12 protein-coding genes are annotated in these 19,182 nt (G+C 74.5%); 2 read left to right on the forward strand and 10 right to left on the reverse strand.

The genetic code is table 11. The features are described from left to right. Positions 1-6: 6 nt before the first annotated feature. Together P3X83_RS06975 and P3X83_RS06980 are read right to left on the reverse strand one after the other, a co-directional pair. Positions 7-4,119, reverse strand: coding sequence for an AAA family ATPase (locus tag P3X83_RS06975; RefSeq protein WP_277304030.1), 4,113 nt, complete (start codon positions 4,117-4,119; stop codon positions 7-9). Next, positions 4,120-5,247, reverse strand: coding sequence for an exonuclease SbcCD subunit D (locus P3X83_RS06980; RefSeq protein ID WP_277304031.1), 1,128 nt, complete (start codon positions 5,245-5,247; stop codon positions 4,120-4,122). Between the two features lie 312 nt (positions 5,248-5,559). On the opposite strand from P3X83_RS06980, the gene P3X83_RS06985 reads away from it, so the two are divergent. Next, positions 5,560-7,050: a prolyl oligopeptidase family serine peptidase gene (locus P3X83_RS06985; RefSeq protein WP_277304032.1), complete on the forward strand. Its 1,491-nt coding sequence runs from the start codon at positions 5,560-5,562 to the stop codon at positions 7,048-7,050. On the opposite strand, the gene P3X83_RS06990 is transcribed toward P3X83_RS06985, so the two are convergent. Continuing rightward, positions 7,023-7,979 (reverse strand): alpha/beta hydrolase, encoded by a 957-nt coding sequence (locus tag P3X83_RS06990; RefSeq protein ID WP_277304033.1) that lies wholly within the window; start codon positions 7,977-7,979, stop codon positions 7,023-7,025. The genes P3X83_RS06985 and P3X83_RS06990 overlap by 28 nt on opposite strands. A 323-nt stretch (positions 7,980-8,302) precedes the next feature. On the opposite strand from P3X83_RS06990, the gene P3X83_RS06995 reads away from it, so the two are divergent. Continuing rightward, positions 8,303-9,706 carry an LCP family protein gene (locus tag P3X83_RS06995; RefSeq protein ID WP_277304034.1) on the forward strand — a complete coding sequence of 468 codons (1,404 nt, stop codon included), beginning with the start codon at positions 8,303-8,305 and terminating at the stop codon, positions 9,704-9,706. Between the two features lie 21 nt (positions 9,707-9,727). Here P3X83_RS06995 and P3X83_RS07000 read toward each other — a convergent pair whose 3' ends face one another. The 7 genes from P3X83_RS07000 to P3X83_RS07030 all read right to left on the reverse strand — a co-directional run bounded on the left by P3X83_RS07000 (position 9,728) and on the right by P3X83_RS07030 (position 19,147). After that, positions 9,728-10,744, reverse strand: coding sequence for an enolase C-terminal domain-like protein (locus tag P3X83_RS07000; protein ID WP_277304035.1), 1,017 nt, complete (start codon positions 10,742-10,744; stop codon positions 9,728-9,730). 140 nt (positions 10,745-10,884) lie between these two features. Beyond that, complete coding sequence (locus P3X83_RS07005; RefSeq protein ID WP_277304036.1) at positions 10,885-11,625, reverse strand: TetR/AcrR family transcriptional regulator C-terminal domain-containing protein; 741 nt, start codon at positions 11,623-11,625, stop codon at positions 10,885-10,887. Between the two features lie 232 nt (positions 11,626-11,857). After that, on the reverse strand, positions 11,858-13,051 hold the full coding sequence (locus P3X83_RS07010) for a VWA domain-containing protein (RefSeq protein WP_277304037.1): 1,194 nt from the start codon (positions 13,049-13,051) through the stop codon (positions 11,858-11,860). Beyond that, complete coding sequence (locus tag P3X83_RS07015) at positions 13,044-15,281, reverse strand: DUF5682 family protein (protein WP_277304038.1); 2,238 nt, start codon at positions 15,279-15,281, stop codon at positions 13,044-13,046. The genes P3X83_RS07010 and P3X83_RS07015 overlap by 8 nt, the downstream gene beginning before the upstream one ends. Beyond that, positions 15,271-16,338 carry an AAA family ATPase gene (locus tag P3X83_RS07020; RefSeq protein ID WP_277304039.1) on the reverse strand — a complete coding sequence of 356 codons (1,068 nt, stop codon included), beginning with the start codon at positions 16,336-16,338 and terminating at the stop codon, positions 15,271-15,273. The genes P3X83_RS07015 and P3X83_RS07020 overlap by 11 nt, the downstream gene beginning before the upstream one ends. After that, entirely contained in the window at positions 16,335-17,762 is a 1,428-nt protein-coding gene (locus P3X83_RS07025) for a DUF5691 domain-containing protein (protein WP_277304040.1), read from the reverse strand. The genes P3X83_RS07020 and P3X83_RS07025 overlap by 4 nt, the downstream gene beginning before the upstream one ends. Beyond that, entirely contained in the window at positions 17,759-19,147 is a 1,389-nt protein-coding gene (locus tag P3X83_RS07030; RefSeq protein ID WP_277304041.1) for an SWIM zinc finger family protein, read from the reverse strand. The genes P3X83_RS07025 and P3X83_RS07030 overlap by 4 nt, the downstream gene beginning before the upstream one ends. Between the last annotated feature and the right edge of the window lie 35 nt (positions 19,148-19,182).

Here is a 19,182-nt window from a genome sequence, read left to right on the forward strand (position 1 = left end):
GCCGGGTCAGACCCGGCAGGTGAGGGTGGAGCCGGTGCGGGTCTTGGCCACGACGAGCTGGGCGGGCACGCGGGAGCGGAGTTCGGCCACGTGGCTGACGATGCCGACGGCTCGCCCGCCGTCGCGCAGGCCGTCGAGGATGTCGAGCACGCCGTCGAGGGTGTCGTCGTCGAGGGTGCCGAAGCCCTCGTCCACGAACAGCGTGCCGATCTCCGCGCCGCCCGCCTCGGCGCCGACGACATCGGCCAGGCCGAGCGCGAGGGCGAGGGAGGTGACGAAGGTCTCGCCGCCGGACAGGGTGGCGGGGTCGCGGTCGACGCCGGTCCAGCCGTCCAGGACGCGCAGGCCGAGCCCCCCGCCGGAGCGTTTGCGGCTGCCCGCCGTCTTGCGGGTGTCGTACTGCAGCAGGTAGCGGCTGCCCGACATGTGGTCGAGCCGCTCGTTGGCGGCCTCGACGACCTGGCGCAGCCGCTCGCCGAGCACGAAGGACGACAGGCGCATGTCGAGCGTGTTGTCGGCGGAGGTGCCGCCCGTCAGCTCGGCCATGCGCCGGGCCAGTAGGTGACGTTCGCGGGCGGGGCGCCACTCGGCGAGGCGGGCGGTCAGCTCCTCGGCCAGCGCGGCGAGCCGGTCGCGGCGGTCGAGCGCCTGGTCGCGGCGCGAGACGCACGCGGCGTGGACCCGTTCGGCGGTGTCGTGCCGGTCGTGCAGCGCGGGCAGGTCGGGGGCGGGGGCCTCGGCCGCGGCGGCCAGCTCCGGGTCGGCCAGCTGCGCCTCGACGGTCGCCGCCTCGGCGTCCAGCGCCCGCATCCGCTCCTGCATCTCGGCGAACTCGTCGGCGGGGCGGGCGGCGGCGCGGGCATGGTCGAGCGTCTCGAAACCGGCTTCGGCGGCGGCCCGGCGTGCCTCGGACGTGGCCTCCTCCGCGTCGGCTCCGGCGGCCCGCGCGGCGGACGCGGCCTCGGCGGCGTCGTGCAGCAGCGCAGCCTCGCCCGCCAAGCGCGCAAGGCGTGCGGCCAGGGTGGCGTCGCCGCCCCGGGCCTCATCGACGCGCGCGCCGAGCCGGTCGGCCTCGGCGGCGCTCTGGTCACGGCGGGTGCCGGCGGCGGCGAGCTCGCGCTCGGCCTCCCTGACCTCGCGCTCCAGGGTGCTCCGCTCGGCCGTCAGGCGCTCGACCGCCGCGGACGCCTCGTCGAGCCCGGCCGCGGCCTCCGTGAGCGCCGCCAGCGCGCGTTCGGCCTCGCTCAGCACGGCGTCGGCGTCTTCGGCGGTCAGGTCGGCGATGGGGACGGCGGCGCGGGCCTGCTCGCAGGCGTCGGCCAGTTCGGCGACCCGTCCGGCGGCGGCCGACGCGGCGGCGGGCCGCGCGGCCTCCGCGGTGAGCCGGTCGTGGCGGGCCTGGACGGACCCGTCGTCGCCGAGCGCGTCGGCGAGCCGCCGGGTGAGGTGGTCCAGCTCGGCGCGCTGCCCGGCGGCGCGGGCGCCGGTCTCGGCGAGCGCGCGGGCGAGGTCGGCGGCATGCTCACGGGCCTGCTCCAGCTCGTCCTGGGCGCGGCGGGCCTCGGCCTCCAGGGCGGCCCGCTTCTCCTCGGCTCCGTCGAAGGCGGCGAGGTCGCGCTCCGCGGCCGTCAGGGCCTCCCGGGCCTCGGGCCGGGCGAGTCCCCGCGCGCGGGTCTCGGCCTCGCGCAGACGGTCGGCGAGCACGGCGGCATGGCTCTCCGCCCGCTGCCGGGCCTCCTGGGCGGCCTGGTGGCGTGTCTCGGCCTCGGCCTCCTCCTCAGGGGTGTAGCGGTGCCCGGCGGGCCTGGCGGGCGCGGGATGCTCGGGCGAGCCGCAGACGGCGCACGGCTCCCCCGGCACGAGGCCACGCGCCAGCTCCCCGGCCATGCCCTCGATGCGGGCCTGGCGGACGGCCAGCAGCCGCTCGCGAAGATCCTGGGCGGTGTCGGTGGCCTGTCTGCGGGCCTGGTCCGCCTCCTCGGCCTCGACGGCGAGGGAGTCACGCAGCTCAGCGTCCTCCAGCCGGGCGCGAGCGTCCTGGACGGCGGCCTCGGCGGTGTGCACGGCCGCCTCCTCCGCGCGCAACGCGGCGGCACGCTCCTCGATCCCGGCCAGCCTCGGCGGCAGCTCGGCCAACGCGGCCCGCGCCGCCGCCTCCCGTTCGGCCAGCTCCTCCCGCTCCCCTTCCAGGACGGCAAGCCGCTCCCTCACCTGCGCGGCCCGCTCCTCGTCCCCGCGCACCCCCTCCAACGCGGCCAGCTCATCCCGCGCCCCGCGCTCCACCCCCGCCAGCTCATCCCGCACCACCCGGGCCGCACTCCCCACTCCCGCGATCCCCGGCACAACGGCCCCGCACAGAACCGCGACCGCCTCCCGATACGACGGAAGCCCGGCAGCGGAACCGCCGCCCGCCAGGTGAGGATCTTCCACCGCCGCGAGCGGCCCGGTGGCCCGGGCGAAGGGGTCGACGACGGCATCGGCCGCATCCCGCCCGAGGGGGGAACCGTTGTCCGCCGGAAGGCCCCCTTCCGGCCCCGACCGATCACAAGCAGGATTTTCCGTCTCGGTATCGCCGACGGCCGCCACGTGCGCACCTTCCGGCCCCGCGAGCGGAACCGTGGGCCGGGCGGAACGCGGGCCCTGGTAGACGGCGGCGTCGGCCGCGACTCCGCCGGGTGTGGAGAGGGCTTCGTCCGTCATGAGGGATTGGAAGGTGGTGAGGGCTTCGGTGAGGGATCGGTAGAGGGTGTCCCGGCGGTGGGTGGTGGATCGGGTGTGGGCGGCGGTGGTGCGGGTGGTGTGGGCGGCGGGGAGGGCGGTCTTGGCGTCTCGGGCGGTGGTAAGGCGTTGTTCGGCCTCGGCCAGGCGGGTGGGGAGGGCGGTGAGGCCGGTGGTGGCGTGGTCGTGGCGGGCGGTGAGTCGTCGCAGCTCGGCGTCGATCTCCGGCAGCTCGCGCAGCAGCTCGGCCCTGCGTTCCTCCTCGGCCCGCAGGCCCGCCAGTGCCGCGATCTCGTCGCGGCGGTCGCGTTCCAGGGCGGCCAGGCCGTCCGGGCCGGACTCCTCGATCCCGAGGGCGAGCACCTGGGACAGGGTCTCCTGCGCGCCGAGCGCGGCCTTGGCCGCCGCTTCGGCGCGGTGTTCCGCCCGCAGGGCCACGGGCAGGACCCGGTCGGCGCGGGCCGCCTCGGCGATGCCGGCGCCGAGGTCGGCGCGTTCGTCGGCGCCCGCGTCGAGGTGCGCGCGCCTGGCCAGTGCCTCGGCGTGGCGCCGTCGGCGGTCGGCCAGGTCGCGTCCGGCGTCGAGGTCGGCCCGTGCCGTCCGCAGCGCTGGCTCGCTCACCGCGACGGCGGCGGTGTCGAGGTCGAGCCGCCGCCCGGCCGCCGCGAGCAGCGCCGCCGCCCACGCGGCCGGGTCATCGTCGTCGTCCGGCACGTCGCCGAGCAGGTCAGGGCCGGCCGCGCCGCGCATCCGGTCGGCCGCCGACTGCGCGGCCTGCGCCAGTGTCTCCTGGTCGCGCCAGCTCCGGGTGCGGTGGTCGGCCAGCCACTTCTCGATCTGGTCGAAGATCTGCACCGAGAACAGCCGTTTGAGCAGGTCGTGCCGTAGCTCGCCGTCGGCGCGCAGGAACTTGGCGAACTCGCCCTGCGGCAGCATCGCCACCTGCTGGAACTGGGCGGCGTTCATGCCGAGCAGCCCGCCGACCAGGTCGCCGGTCTCGTCGGCGCGGGAGGACAGGAACTTCCACTCCCCGGCGGGGGTCAGCTCTTCTACCTGGACCTTGGCCTTCTCTTCGACCAGCCCCTCGCCGCGCGCCTTCGGACGCCGCCAGGCGGGCGAGCGGACCAGCCGGAGCGTCCGGCCGCGCACGGTGACCTCAAGCTCGACCCGTGGGCCCCGGCCCGCCGGGGCGTGGTCGCAGCGCAGGGACCTGGCGTCGTTGCGCTGGCCGGGGACCTGGCCGTACAGGGCGTAGCAGACGGCGTCGAGGACGGTTGTCTTGCCCGCCCCGGTGGGGCCGTGGATGAGGAACAGCCCGGCCTGGCCGAGGGCGTCGAAGTCGACGGTCTCCTCGCCGGGGAAGGACCCGAAGGCGGTGATGGTCAGGCGGTGCAGCCGCATCTACGCCGCCGCCTCCTTGACCCGGCAGGCCGTCACGGCCTCCTGGAGCAGCCGTCGCTCCTCGGCGTCGGCGGGCTCGCCGCGCACCTCGCGGATGAAGTCGAGGGCGACGTCGATCTCCGGACGGCCCGCCGCGCCCGGCCGCGCCGCGACCGCCTCCCGCGCGCCGTCCGGCTCGAAGGCCAGCGTGAGCGTGTAGGGGAAGCGCTGCCGCAGCCGTTCCATGGCCCCCTTGGGCCTGACGGGGTCGGTGAGCACGACGGAGAGCCAGTGGCCTTCGAGGCCGGAGTGGCGCGGCGAGGTCAGCAGTTCGTCGATCGGGCCGCGCAGCCGCCCGATCGGGCGCGGCACCGGCGCGGGCACGAACTCGGCCTGCCGCAGCCCGGTGGCGTCGAGGTCGGCCAGCCATGATCCCTTGAGCTGGCCCGTCTCGGAGAAGGAGTAGGCCAGCGGGGAGCCGGAGTAGCGGACGGCCTCGCTCATCCGCTGGCGGCCGTGCAGGTGGCCGAGCGCGACGTAGTCGGCGCCGTCGAACGCCGACAGCGGCACGTGGGCGACGCCGCCGACGCTGATGTCGCGCTCGCTGTCGCTGGCCTCGCCGCCGGTGACGAACGCGTGGGCGAGGACCACTCGGGGCCCGCCGCGCCGCGCCGCGTCGTCGTTGACGAGCGACATGGCGTGGCCGATCGCCGCCGTGTGGCCGCGCGCGGCCAGTTCCCAGGGGCCGCGGACGAGGTCGGGCTCAAGGTAGGGGATGCCGTAGAAGGCGACGCCCTCGACCACCACCGGTTCGGCCACGGTGGCGGGGTCGGTGCGCAGGTGGACGCCGCCCGCGTCGATCAGCCCGGCGCCGAAGCCGAGCCGCCGGGGTGAGTCGTGGTTGCCGCTGATCATGATCACCCGCGCGCCCGCGCCGACCAGGCGGTGCAGGGCCTCGTTGCACAGCGTCACCGCGTCGACCGGCGGCAGGGCCCGGTCGTAGACGTCGCCGGCCACGGCGACGACGTCGACGCGCTCGTTCCTGACGACGCCGACCAGATGGTCCACGAACGACGCCTGCGCGGTGAGCAGGCTCTCCCGGTGAAAGGAGCGGCCGAGGTGCCAGTCGGAGGTGTGCAGGACCCGCATGTGGCAGGAACGTAACAGTTCCTGGGGACAATTTTGGCCGCATGGCGGAGATGGCCGCCCGACCAGGGCAGATGACAGCTCCGTCGGCGTGTCGCGCCCCCGGGCCGAGCGCCGGCCTCGGCACTCTCGCGGAATGATCGCGGAACGGTCGCGGCACGGCGCAGGTCGCAGGATGCTAACGGTTGCGCGGCGTGATCGCGGAGCGTGGCCGCATGGCAGTCGGAGGGATTCTTTGCCGAGTACGCTGAAAGATCGGAGGGAACATTAACGACATTGGGCCGTGACTGGCCCCGATTCGGGGAGCGGAAACGAGTGCAGGCTGGTCGAGGCACGCTGAGCGTGGCCGCCGGTTTGGTGCTGGTGGTCCTCGCGACCGTGGGTTATGCCCTGCCGCCGTCGTTCGATCCGCCTCCGCTCCGGGCCGACGCCGCGTTCACCTCGCTGCCGCCACAGCCGGCGAGCGAGCGGACGCCCGTGGCGGCCAAGGGTCCGATCACCACCGAAGAGGTGACGGTGCCGCTGCAGGGCACCTCCTCCCGGGCGATGATCTGGGCGCCGATGACGCCCGGCCCGCACCCGGCCGTGGTCTTCGTCCACGGGTCCGGCTCGGCCGACCGCCGTGAGTTCGCCACGCAGGCCGAATGGCTGGCCAAGGCCGGCATCATCGCGATGGGCTACGACAAACGGTCCGTCGGATACTCCTTCAGCACGCGCGACTTCGGCCTGCTCGCCGACGACATCCTGCGCATGGTGCACCACCTGCGCAACCGTCCCGACGTCGACCGCACGCGGATCGGCCTGTGGGGGGTCAGCGAGGGCACCTGGGCGACCCCGATCGCGGCGGCGCGCAGCTCCGACGTCGGCTTCCTGGTGATGGTCTCCGCGCCGAACGTGTCGCCGCTGCGCCAGGTCGCCTGGGCGCTCAACGAGCAGTTGCTGCGGCTGTACGCGCCGGTCGGCGTGCGCGACCTGCTGTCGCGGGCGATGGGCGTGGTGGGGCTGCCCTTCCTGCGCCACGATCCGCTGCCGTGGCTTTCCGAGGTGCGTCAGCCGGTGCTGGCGCTGTACGGCACGATGGATCCCTCCATCCCGTTCGTGGAGAGCACCGAGGCGCTGACCGAGGGGCTGGCCCAGGCGGGCAACGACCGGTACACGATCAGGTTCCTCGGCGGCGCCGACCACGCGATGCGCATCCATGCCGGGCCGTTCGCGCCCGGCTACCAGGAGACGCTGGCCAACTGGATCGACCGGCTGCCGGAGAGCGGCAAGCCCACGGTGCGCATGGCAGGGGCCAATCCGGTGCAGCGCTACCAGGCCAGCGACGTCCCGGCCGCGCCGTGGTACGCGGGCGGCACGGTGCTCGGGCTCGCGCTGTGCCTGGCCGTCGTCGGCTACGTGGCGGGCCCGGTCGCGGGCATCGTGGTACGGCTGCGCGGCCGTGACCACCGCGCGCACGCCAACGCGGTGGTGTGGCCGCCGATCAGGAGGCGGCTGCGGCGCATGGCGGCGACCGGCCTCGGCCTGCTGGTGTCGGTGCTCGGCTTCATCACGCTGCTGGTGCTGTTCTCGATCAACCAGGCCGGGGCGTGGCCCGCCGTGCTGTCCGGCTGGCTGGTGGTCCGCGGCCTGGCGGTGCTGATGCTGCTCCAGGAGGTCACGGCGGTCGCCGCGGTGGTCTCGGGGCTGCGCGAGGGCTGGCAGCCCAGCCGCGGCCAGCACGTGGCCATCGCCGGGGTCGTCGGCGGCACCGGGGTGCTGCTGGCCGTGGCCGCCTACTACGGGTTGTTCTCGTTCCCCTGGTAGACGCGCATCCAGCGGTCGATCTCGCCGAACACCTGCTTGCGCACCGGCTCGGCGGAAAGCACCAGGTCGTGGATGCCGCCGGGCACCCGCACGCAGGTGACGTGCCCGCCGATCCTGGTCGCCCAGCGCGCCATGTGCTCGGGGTCGAGCACGACGTCGGCGCTGTGCGCCTCTGGGGCGAAGTCGCGCAGCCGCAGGCCCTTGTCCGAGCACAGCACCAGCACGGGGACGTCCACCCGCAGCCCGGCGTGCAGGCGGCGCTGGGCCCTGCGGACCGCCGACACCCACACGGCGTGGATGGGGAACCCGGTGAGCGGCTTGAGGGCGAGGTCGTAGTCCCACTCGCCGTTGTGCGAGCGGTGCAGGCTGCTGCCGTACGCGGTGGCCAGGGCCAGCGGCAGGACGGCGCGCGCCGGCGCGTGCGACAGCGGCCAGCTCAGCAGGTCGGCCATGATCCGCAGATAGGTCGGCACGTTGAGGTCGAGGAACGGGCTGTTGAGCACCAGCCCCTGCACCCGCCCGGAGCCGCGCACCCGGTCGGCCCACAGCGCGGCCACCAGGGCGCCGGTGGAGTGGGCGTTGATGGTCAGCACCTCGTTGCCGTCGTCCTCGCGGATCCGGCGCACCGCCTCGTCGATCTCCGGGAAGTAGTGCGTCACGCTGCGGACCAGGGCGGGGGTCTGGTGCGGCAACAGCGACCTGCCGTACTTGCGCAGGTCGAGAGCGTAGAAGTGGTAGCCCTGCGCGGTGAAGTGGTCGGCCAGGTGGGTCTGGAAGAAGTAGTCGGTGAAGCCGTGGATGTAGAGCACGGCGCGCCGAGTGGGCTCGGGCGCCGGCCGTCGCACGAGGGTGGCGATGACCTCGCCCTCCTCGTCGTGACCCATGGGCAGGACGGTCGCCTCGTAACCGGGGCCGAGCAGATCGCGCATCCCTCAAGCTAACCCGCCGACGCCCCGGCGCACGACCATCCGGTAAGCGCGAAGACCGGGCTCATGACGGCCCGACTCGCCGGGATCGGCGTAGATCACCGCATCCGCGGGGACGTGGCTGTTGAATATGACCAAGGTCACGCCGGAACGGGACCGGAGGGCGGGGCGGTCCGCGTTCTTGGGATGTTCACGCATAAGTAGCCTGTGAGCCACGCGATCCCGTCTACGCTCCCTCCTCGACGCCGGGTGGGACACAGGGGACAAATCGCGAGGGGATCTTGGCGCGCGTACGGGAACGATCGAGAAGGCTCGGCATCGGTGCGTTGGCCGGATGGACACTCGTCTCGGCGATCGCACCGGGTGCCGCGCACGTGCGGGCCGGCTGGCGCCGGACGGGGTTCTCCCTGCTGGGGGTCTACCTGATCCTGCTGCTCACGGCGGGGGTGCTGGCGTTCACCGCCGACGCCGCGCTGCTCGGGCAGCTCACCTCGTCGTCCTCGCTGAACGGCATCATCGCCGGGGCGGCGGTGCTCGGCCTGGCCTGGTTCGCGATGATCCTGCACTCGTTCGTCGTGCTGCGGCCCGGCACGCTGACGGTCAGCGGCCAGGTGCTCACCGGGGTGGTGGCCGGTTTCACGTCGGTGGCCGTCATGGTGCCGTTCGGCCTGGTCGCCCAGTGGGTCGTGATCGGCGACCAGACCCTGGAGAAGGTGTTCGACGCCGCCCCCGACCCCCTCGCGACGGTCAAGCCGGAAGACCCGTGGAACGGCCGCAACCGGGTCAACATCCTGCTGCTCGGCGGTGACGCCGACGACCACCGTCCCGGCGTGCGCACCGACAGCATCAACGTGGCCAGCGTGGACGTCAGGACCGGCAGCACCGTGCTGCTCAGCCTGCCGCGCAACCTGGAGAACGTCCGCTTCCCGCCGGGCAGCCCGATGCACGCCCGTTTCCCCGACGGCTTCCGCCTGCCCGTGGGCCCCGGCGGCGGGCGCGAGGACCTGCTGTTCGCGGTGTGGGAGTACGCCGACAGCCATCCGGAGATCTTCGGCGGACGGCAGAAGCAGGGCGCGCACACGCTGAAGGAGACGATCGGCTACACGCTCGGGCTAAAGATCGACTGGTACGCGCTGGTCAACATGTGGGGCTTCGCCCGGCTCATCGACGCGATCGGCGGCATCACCGTGACCGTGGACCGCGACGTAGTCTTCGGCAAGTACAACGAGGGCCTGGTCCGCGCGGGCACCCGCAAGCTCAAGGGCGCCGACGCCATGTGGTTCGCCCGCTCCCGCACCTACAGCGATGACTTCACCCGGATGCGGCGCCAGCGCTGCGTGCTCGGCGCGCTGCTCGACCAGGCAGACCCGGCTACCGTGCTTTCGCGTTTCAACCAGGTGGCGCGGGCCGCCAACGAACTGCTGCGCACCGACATCCCCCGCCCGATGCTGGAACACCTGGTGCCGCTGGCGCTGAGGGTGAAGAACGCCAAGGTGACCAGCGTGCAGTTCATGCCGCCGCTGATCAACACCGGCTATCCGGACTGGATGAAGATCCGCCTGCTCACCGTCAAGGCGATCCGCGACTCGACGCGCCCGAAGCCGGAGCCCTCCGCCAAGGCGTCGCCGCGCCCGACGGTCATGGCCAAGGAGCGCGGCACTCCCTCCGCAGTGCGCACCCCCACCCCGGACGGCGTGACCGGCCTCACCGACGGCTGTCAGGGCGCCTGAGCGCCGTGACCGCCACCGGGCTCAGACCGCGAACGAGGTGGTGGCCAGGCGGCGCAGGCGGTCTTCGTCGACCGTGTGCCCGAGCCCTGGCTGGGTCAGCGGGACGGCGACGACGCCGCCGGACGCTCCGACGGGCGGGTTGACGATCTGGGCGCTGCGCGGCGGCTGGGTGACGTCGCAGGGCAGGGTGCAGCCGGGCATCGCGGCGACGGCCACGGTGGCCGCCCGCGCGAGGCCGGTGCCCTGGCCGCCGCAGCAGGCGATCTCCCAGCCCGCGGCCATGGCGCGGTCGTGGGCGCGGCGCACCTCGCTGAGCGAGGCGAAGCGCGAGGGCCGCAGCAGCAGGGCCCTGGCGGAGCGGGCGGTGATGTGCATGGCCAGTTCGGCGTCGGAGCCGATCTCCAGGGCGACGGCGGCCGACACCTGGTCCTGCAGCGCCGCGTGGACCACCGGGTCGCCGGTCGGGAACGGCCGTTCGATGACGGTGATGTCGTAGGAGTCGAGGGCGACCAGGGCCTCGGCCGAGGTGTAGGCGGCCTGCGCGTCCACCGACATGGCCAGGCCGGGGAAGGCGTTGCGCACCGCGCGCACCGGCTCGATGTCCCAGCCGGGGTGGACGTCCATGGTGACGTGCGCGTATCCGCCGCAGACCTGCCTGTTGACCTTGGCCACCAGGCTCTCCAGCGAACGGTCGCCGCCGATCCGGACGGTCGCCATGAGCGAGGTGCGGCTGCCGCCGAGGGCGTGCGCGAGCGGAACCCCGCGCATCCGCGCCCAAAGGTCCCAGCAGGCCATGTCGGCCGCGCTGCCGCCGCAGGACACGGTGGCCAGGTCGTCGGGGTGCTCCCAGTCGACGCCGATCAGCGCGGGGGCGAGGCTTTCCTCAAGGGTGGCCCAGGCCTTGTCGAGGCCGGGTTCGACGACCTCGCCCCAGCCGGTCATGCCGCCGTGGTCGGTGAGCCGGACCAGGATGCTCTCGGGCCGCCTGCCGTAGGGCAGGGTGAGGCGGAAGACCTCTAGTTCGCGGACGCGCGGCAACGGACCCCCTGTGGTGTGCTGGACGATGAGGAGCGATCCGCCGTCCCCCGGCGCGCGGTTCTCCTCCCCTCCATGGTGCCCGGTACCGGCCCCCTCGCAAAACGGAACGGCCTATCGGGGCGGCCCGGAGCCCCGCCGCGCTACGCCTCCGGGCGGGGTCCGGCGAAGCGGGCCAGGCCGCTCAGCAGAAGGTCGAGGCCGAACTCGAAGCGCACGTTGCCGCCGCCTTCGAGCAGGTCGTCGACGTGCCCGGCCATCATCGGGAACCGGTCTTTGGGGAGGGTCCGGTAGTAGTCGCCGATCTGAGCGAAGTAGTCGTGCATGAAATCGCCGATGTCCTTGCCGGAGGCCCGCCGCCTGGCCTGGTAAAGGGCGCCTTCGTAGACGTCGGCGGCGATGTAGAGGTTGAGCCGGTCGAGCATCCAGCTCGCGATGCGCGGCGGCACCCCACCCTTGATCATGATGGCCATCTCCGCCTCCGCGACGCGCAGCGCGTTGGGCCCGCTGGGGATGTTGGCGATGGCCACCTTGGCGATGTCGGCGTGCGCCCCGAGCACATCGAAGATGTGGACGGCCAGCTCCCGCATCTGTTCCAGCCAGCGCTCGGGATCGGCCTCCGGGGTCTCGACCTCGCCGAGCACCCGGTCGTATAGCAGGTCCAGCAGTTCGTCCTTGTTCGCCACGTGGGCGTACAGCGAGGCCGGGCCGGTACCCAGCTCCTGGGCGACCCTGCGCATGCTGAGCGCGTCGAGCCCCTCGGCGTCGAGGACGCGCAGACCGGCGTCCACGATCGCGTCCTGGCTCAGCGGCCGCCTGGCCGCCGGCGTCTTGCGCGGCGTCCGCCATGGCGGCACCGGTACGGCTTCCGCCTGCTCGTTCATCGGCCCTCCTGCCGCCCAGGCCCCCGGGTCCTGCGTCTTCGCGAGCCCGCTTCGAGCCTGCCCAACGCTCGCTTCGAGCTTGCTTCCACTTACACGAACATCGTACTTGTCACGAATGTCGTTCGCCAACTAAAACAGTGTTCGTCAGCGAACACCGTTCGTACCACCACTCAAAGAGAGACCGGAAATGGGCGGGCGGCGAACGCGCCGCGCGCGTTCGCACCACCGAGCGTCACCCGGAGGCACTGGCCCCCAGGTGGCGCTCGGCCCATGCGCGGACATCGCGCCGCTGGATCGCCGCGGCCATCAGGTCGGGGAAGGCGTCGGGCGTGCAGGCGAAGGCCGGGACCCCCATCGCGGCCAGCGCGGCGGCGTTGTCGTGGTCGTAGGACGGCGCGCCCTCGTCGGACAGCGCCAGCAGGACGATCACCTGCACCCCGGCCGCGAGCATCGCCGCCACCCGCCGCAGCATCTCCTGCCGGATGCCGCCCTCATAGAGGTCGCTGATCAGGACGAACGTGGAGTCGGCCGGCCGGGTGACCAGCCCCTGGCAGTAGGCGATGGCACGGTTGATGTCGGTGCCGCCGCCGAGCTGGGTGCCGAACAGCAGCTCGACCGGGTCGTGCAGACGGTCGGTGAGATCGACCACGGCGGTGTCGAACACGACCAGCGAGGTGCGCAGCGAGCGCATCGATGCCAGCACCGCCCCGAAGACGCCCGAGTAGACCACCGAGGCGGCCATCGAACCGCTCTGGTCGACGCACAGCACCACCTCGCGCTTCACCGCCCGCTGCCGGCGGGCGTAGCCGACCAGCCGGGACGGCACGACCGTGCGCCGCTCGGGCAGGTAGTGCCGCAGATTCGCGCGGATCGTGCGATCCCAGTCGATGTCGGCCGCCCGGCGGGGACGGTGGGTGCGGGCCGAGCGGTCCAGGGCGCCGCTGATCGCCGTCCGCGTGCGCTGGGCCACCTTGCGCTCCAGGTCTTCGACGACCCGGCGGACCACCGCCCTGGCCGACTCCCTGGCCTGCTCGGGCATCACCCGGTTCAGCGAGAGCAGGGTGCCCACCAAGTGGACGTCGGGCTCGACGGCCTCCAGCATCTCCGGTTCGAGCAGCAGCCGGGTGAGGTTCAGCCGCTCGATGGCGTCCTGCTGCATGACCTGCACGACCGTGCTCGGGAAGTAGCCGCGGATGTCGCCGAGCCAGCGGGCGACCTGAGGCGCGGAGCCGCCGAGGCCGGCCGTACGGCCTTCGCCCGAGCCCGCTGAGCCCGCGCCGGAGCCCTGCCGCCCGCCGTAGAGCGCGGCCAGCGTGGCGTCCATCCCCGCGTCTCCCCCGGACAGCGCGCAGCCCGTGCCGTCGGCGTCGCCGCCGAGCACCAGCCGCCAGCGGCGCAGCCGCTCCGCGCTCGACGTGTCATCCATCGGACCTCCCCAGGATCGCCAGCACCGTCGCGACGGCTCCGGCCGCGCGCTTCTCATCGATCCACACCATGTCGCCGAAGTCGCCGAAGTCGCCGAAGTCGCTGGAGCCTCCGGACGGGCGCGCCGCCCGGCCCGCGTTCCGCACCCGCTCGCCGATTGCCCGCCGCTCCGGCGCGTCGAAGGCGGCGAACGTACGGCGCAGCAGCGGCAGCACGTCGACGAACGCCCCCGCGCCGAGCCCGCTGAGCCACTGATCGACCATTCCGAGCAACTGCGCGTCGTGCACCAGAAGCAGCCCACCGCCGGACAGGAACCCCTCCACCCAGGAGGCGACCCGCGCGGGCGGATGCCCGGCCGAGGTGGCCAGCGCCATCCGGCGCGCGGCCTCGCCGTCGCCGAGCCGCCCGGCGTCGAGCAGGATCCTGATCAGCCTGCCCTCGATCCTGCCGTGCAGGTCGGTACGGCCCGCCAGGCCGTTCAGCGTGACCAGCCAGGCGGCCCGCTCGGCCTCCGGCAGCAGCGCCGTGGCCGCGTGGACGGCGTCGACGTGGCCGATCATCTCCTTGGTCGCGTCGTCGTCGAGGCCGGTCATCGCCGGGGAGAGCCCCGCGCGGACGCGGGCCAGCATCGAGGAGACCACCGCGCCCAGCCCTTCGGCGGGGGTGCCGCGCACGTCGCCGTAGCGCCAGGCGCGGGCCATCGCGGGCACCGCCGCCATCAGGTGGGTGACATCGGGATCGAGCGCGGCGCGCCCGGCCAGCGCCCGCACGGCGTCGGGCAGCGCCTCGCCGAGCCCGGCCAGCAGGCACGCCTCGACCGTGCCGGTCAGCTCGGCGAGGGTCGCGTCCTCCCGCGCCACCAGGTCGCGGACCTTCGCGGCGGCGGCCGAGGGGACCGTGGTGCCCCAGGCGCTCGCCTCGATCAGCTCGACGTCGAACTCCGGCCGCCAGGCGAGGGTCCACGACTCGCGGAAGGTGCCCTTGCCCCTGGTCTCGCGGGGGGTGCCCCAGCCGACCCCGAGCAGGACCAGCCGGTGCAGCAGGTGGCTGCGGTCGAGATCGAGCGGTTTGCGCAGGTCGAGGTCGAGGTCGCGGTCGAGCGCCTCCGGCTTCAGCCGGAGCCTGCGCTGCTCCTCGCGCAGGTGGCGCTGGAGCGGGACCATGGGCGTGGCGTCGGGGACGCCGCCCAGCCGCTCGCCCACCACCATGCGCCGCGCGATCAGCTCGACCGGGAGGTCGTCGCCCTCGCAGAGCACCGCCCTGGCGGCCTCGGTGACCTCTCCGAGCCCGGCCAGCGGACGCCCGCGCAGCACCGCGAGCCCCTCGGCCAGGCGCACGGCCTCGATGACGTGGGCGGAGGAGACGGCCAGGCCCTCCTCGCGCAGCACCCCTGCGGCCCCGGCCAGCCAGCGTTCCACCGGCCGGTCGGGCGCGGTGAACAGGTGGTCGTACCAGCCGGGCGAGGCGACGCCCGCGCCGTAGCCGCTGCGGGCGGAGAGCCTGCCGTAGGTCCACGGCACCCAGGTGATCTCGACCTTGGCCTTGGGCAGGCCGCGCAGCAGCGCGTCGTCGGCCTTGGCCGTGGACGGCGCGGCCAGCGCGGGCACGTGCCACGCCCCGCACACCACGGCCACCCGCTGGTAGCCCTCCCTGAGCGTACGGCGGAGCGTCCGCCGCATGTGCGCCTCGCGCCGGGCCTCCCGCGCCCCAGGCACGTGCCCCTCGCGCACGGCGGACATCGCCTCGGCGATCACCTCGAACGGGGTCATCCCCGCCCGGTGCTCGACGACGTCTTCCCACCAGCGCTCGGGATCGTCGTGGCCCGCCGCCGAGGCCAGCGCGCCGATGGGATCGACGTGCGCCGCGGCCTCCCCGTCGGCCTCGTCGTCGTCGGCGTCGGCCAGGCTGACCGCGGCGGGCAGGTCGCAGAACCGGACCGGGACGCCCGCGTCCAGGGCGTAGCGGATCGCCTGCCATTCGGGAGAGAACGCCGCGAACGGCCAGAAGGCGGCCTTGGCTGGCTCGCCTGGGACGTGGGCGAGCAGCGCCACCGGGGGCTCCATGCCGGGGTCGCCCGCCAGGGCGGCCAGCGCGTCGGCCTCGGGCGGCCCCTCGATGAGCACGATGTCGGGGGCGAGCCGGACCAGCTCGGCGCGGACCGCGCGGGCCGAGCCCGGCCCGTGGTGCCGTACGCCGAGCAGGGCGGGCGCGACCGGCGCGTCAGTCGGCATCGCGGCAGGCCCGGTAGAAGTCGCTCCAGCCGTCGCGCTCGCGCACCACGGTCTCCAGGTACTCGCGCCACACCACGCGGTCGGAGACCGGGTCCTGGACCACCGCGCCCCGGATGCCCGCCGCGACGTCGGCCGGGCGCAGCACGCCGTCGCCGAAATGGGCGGCGAGGGCGACGCCGCCGGTGAGGACGGAGATCGCCTCGGCCGTGGACAGCGTGCCGCTCGGCGACTTGACCTTGGTGCGGCCGTCCTCGGTGACGCCGGAGCGCAGCTCGCGGAACACGGTGACCACCCGGCGGATCTCCTCAAGGGCGGTCGGCACCTCGGGCAGCTCCAGCGACCGGCCGAGCTGGCCGACCCTGCGGGAGACGATGTCGATCTCCTCCTGGGCGGTGGCCGGGACGGGGAGCACCACCGTGTTGAACCGCCTCCGCAGCGCGCTGGACAGCTCGTTGACGCCCCGGTCGCGGTCGTTGGCGGTGGCGATGACGTTGAACCCGCGCGTGGCCTGGACCTCCTCGTTCAGCTCGGGTATCGGCAGCGTCTTCTCCGACAGCACGGTGATCAGCGCGTCCTGCACGTCGGAGGGCATCCGGGTCAGCTCCTCGACCCTGGTGATGCGTCCCTCCGACATCGCGCGCATGACCGGGCTCGGCGTCAGCGCCTCGCGCGAGGGCCCCTCGGCGAGCAGCCGGGCGTAGTTCCAGCCGTAGCGGACGGCCTCCTCGGCCGTGCCCGCCGTGCCCTGCACCAGCAGCGTGGAGTCGCCGCTGATCGCCGCGGCCAGATGCTCCGACAGCCAGGTCTTGGCGGTGCCCGGCACGCCGAGCAGCAGCAGCGCCCGGTCGGTGGCGAGGGTGGCCACGGCCACCTCCACGATGCGGCGCGGGCCGATGTACTTGGGGCTGATCTGGTCGCCGTCGCCGACGATGTAGGTCGTCACGGCCCAGGGGGACAGCCGCCACCCGGGCGGCCTCGCCCGGTCGTCCGTCTTCGCGAGCACGGCGAGCTCCTCGGCGTAGAGGTCTTCGGCGTGCGGGCGCAGAACCTCGGTCACGACAACTCCTTCAACATGTCGCTGCGGTAGCGGAGGACGGCGGCGACCTCCTGCACGGTGGGCTGATCGGCCGACAACCTGGCCGCCGCCTCGTGCTGCGCGGGATCGGCCCGCTCCCCTGCGAGCCTGGCCAGCTCGCCGAGGTTCCACGGCTGGGTGCCGGCCATCTCAATGATCTTGAGGAGCACGGCACGGGTCAGCGCCGGGCCCCAGGGCGCCGAGGCCCCGCCCAGCACCATGATCAACTGCCCGTCCACGGGATGACGGGCGACGAACTCGGCGGTCAGCGCCTCGCGCTCGGCGGGGCGGAGCACGCCCAGCAGCTCGGCCAGCGGGTCGACCTCGAACAGTGCCCGCGCCCAGGCCGGGTCGCGCTGGAGCACGGCGGCGCGGACCCAGCCCGCCCGCACCTCGCGCGCCCAGTCGACGATCTTCAGACCGACCAGGACGTCCGGCGGCACGCCGAAGGTATCGGTCCACACCGACAACGGCGTGCGCGCCACAACCTGCTGCAGCCACCAGCTCCGCTCGCCCGTGCCGCGCGGCGGCGTGGCGCGCACGCCGTCGCGCCGGGTCGCGGTGTCGCAGGCGGTCGGCGGCACCACCTCGATCCGCCCGCCGGAGGGCCGCAGGCAGCCCCGCCCGCGTTCGGCCATCCGGGCGGCGAGCCGGGAGCGGGGCAGCCGGATCAGCAGGTCGGCGGCCTCCTGCCGCACCTCGCGGCGGCGGTCGTCGAGCGCGGCCTCCAGGAACGGCTCGTCGGCGTCGGCCAGGCCGTCGGCGAGGGTCTGCAGGAACGACAGCCGGTCGTCGGGGGTCTCCTGGGCCCAGCCGCCCGCGAGCAGGTCGCGGGCGGCGTCGGGGTCGGCCGCGCGCAGGTCGCGCAGGTGCCCGAGGCGCTCGCCCTGGCTCCCGAGCCGCCAGGTGTCGTCGCCGGGGCCGGCGGCGGCGTCGGGCTCGCGGTCGAGGTAGGACCACTCCTGCCTGCCCAGCCCGGCCAGCCACCGGCCGCGACGTCCGGCCAGCGCGGCCACGTGGGAGCGGATCGAGCGGTCCTTGGCCGCGTGGTCGAGCAACTGCGGCAGCAGGTGCGGCGGCACCCGCCGCCCCATGGCCGCCGCCGCGCCCAGCCACTCGGGCAGCAGCCTGGGGTGCTCGCCGCCGAGGATTCTGGCCAGCCGGTCGGCGGCGGCCACCGGGACCTCCGGACGCTCCTCGCCGGGCGCGACGGGCAGCGGCTCGCCCCTGATGAGCCGCTGCCCCGCGCGCCTGCGCACGACCTGGACGGCCGCGCGCTCCAGCAGGGTGGGCGCCGGTTCGGCGCCTTCTGGCATCCCGGCGGGCGGACGGCGGTCGGTGCCGACCAGCGCCGCCGAGACGATCTCCTCCCACTCCCCGGTTCTCCGAGCGCTCTCGCCGCTCACAGCACGATCACCTTTCCCGCCGCGTCGTAGGTGGACAGAGGGACCAGGCCGCGCGGGGTCCATTCGGCGGCGACGGTGACCGGACGGCCGCCGGAGGCCGCGAGCAGCCGCCAGGGAGCGCCCACCGAGGGCGCGAGCGGCATGCCCTCGGCCTGGCCGCCCGGCGCCGCCGGGTGGCCGAGCAGCCAGCCGTCGCCGCGCATCGGGACGACGCCCGCGAGGACCACCGGCCACGACTCCACCCACGGGTCTCCGGCCAGCGCCCCGGCCACCTCGTCGAGCGCCTCCGTGACGGAGACGCCCGGCGGCCCGACCGCGGACCGCGTGGCGTGGCGCAGCGCCACCTGGGCGCGCAGCGGGCTCGCGCCCGGGTAGAACGCCAGGTCGGCGTCGACGGCGCAGCCGGTGACGAGCGAGGCGTCCAGCGCCTGCCCGATCGGCGCGAACGACAGCACCAGCGCCGCCCGCCCCGTCGTCCGGCCGCGCAGCCAAACCCGGCGCGAGACCAGGCGGTCTTGTTCGTGGTCGCGCTTGCCGAGGACGTGCCACTCGTCGCGGACCGCCGCCCCGGCCAGGACCTCCTCCCGGGACACCGGGAAGCCCACCCGCGACCTGACCGTCTGGATGAGGTCGCCGGGCAGCTCCCGGCGATGGGCCAGGGCCAGCAGGTGCAGCAGGGCGTACTCCTCGACCAGGCGGCCCGGCCAGTCGTCGCCCGACAGGACGGGGGCGAGCCGCGCGACCGCCCCCGCGACGCCGGGCGCCTGGGCGTCCACGAGGCGTTTGGCCAGGTCGTCCCAGTGCGCGGGACCGGCCGCGCGGGTGCCGGCGACGCCCTGGCCGATCTGGTCGGCCAGCCACCGCTCCAGCTCGGAGAGGCCCGACGTCACGCGGCGTTCGCGCTGCTCGGCCCGCCGGTCGGCCTCTGCGCCCCGGCGCTCGTCCGGCCGCTCACCGGGCCGCCCGTCCGGCCGGCCATCTGACCGGCCCTCTGGCCGGCCGTCCGTCTCGGAGGGCTTGGGCTCGCGCGCCGCCGCCGCGCGGCGTTCGGCGCGGTCTCTGCGCCCGGCCAGCCACTCCTCGGCCCAGCCCGGTGGTGCCTGCGCGGGCGGAACGCCGTCGGCCGACCACAGCAGCAGCAGGCCCAGCGCGTGCTTGCACGGGAACTTGCGGCTCGGGCAGGTACAGCGGTAGGCGGGCTCGTCGAGGTCGACGCACGCCCGGTACGGCTTCGCGCCGCTGCCCGCGCACTCGCCCCAGATCGCCCCCGGGGCCACGCCCGACGACGACCACTTTCCCGGGGCTGAGACGCCTTGGGCGGCCTTTCGCGAGGACGCGTCGGGGGCGAGCTCCAGCACTTGATCACGGCTCCACCGATCGATCACGCTGGCACATTAGCGGTGCTCACCGACAGAATCGG

Source organism: Spongiactinospora sp. TRM90649, assembly GCF_029382225.1.
Lineage (GTDB): Bacteria > Actinomycetota > Actinomycetes > Streptosporangiales > Streptosporangiaceae > Spongiactinospora.